Here is a 244-nt window from a genome sequence, read left to right as displayed (position 1 = left end):
GCTACTTCGATGTTCAGTACGTCTCTAAAAGCCATATCGCACCTCCTCTGTCGGTGCAGTCTAAAAGTCAAAAGTCTAGGCGTCTAAGCTTTGGTAGCTCTTAGACGGACTCCGGTTGAAAGGTTGGTCAAGCCGTTCAATCCCAGCCGGACTTAAGTCCGAGCAGAGCGGACTGCCGTCTGTAACACCTCGGAACTGGGCCAACCCTACGCCCGGAATCTGCATTAGACAGACCCTTAAAACC

Source organism: Deinococcus sp. (assembly GCF_018260405.1).
In the GTDB taxonomy this organism is placed as follows: Bacteria; Deinococcota; Deinococci; order Deinococcales; family Deinococcaceae; genus Deinococcus.
Note: the sequence above shows the minus strand (reverse complement) of the source record.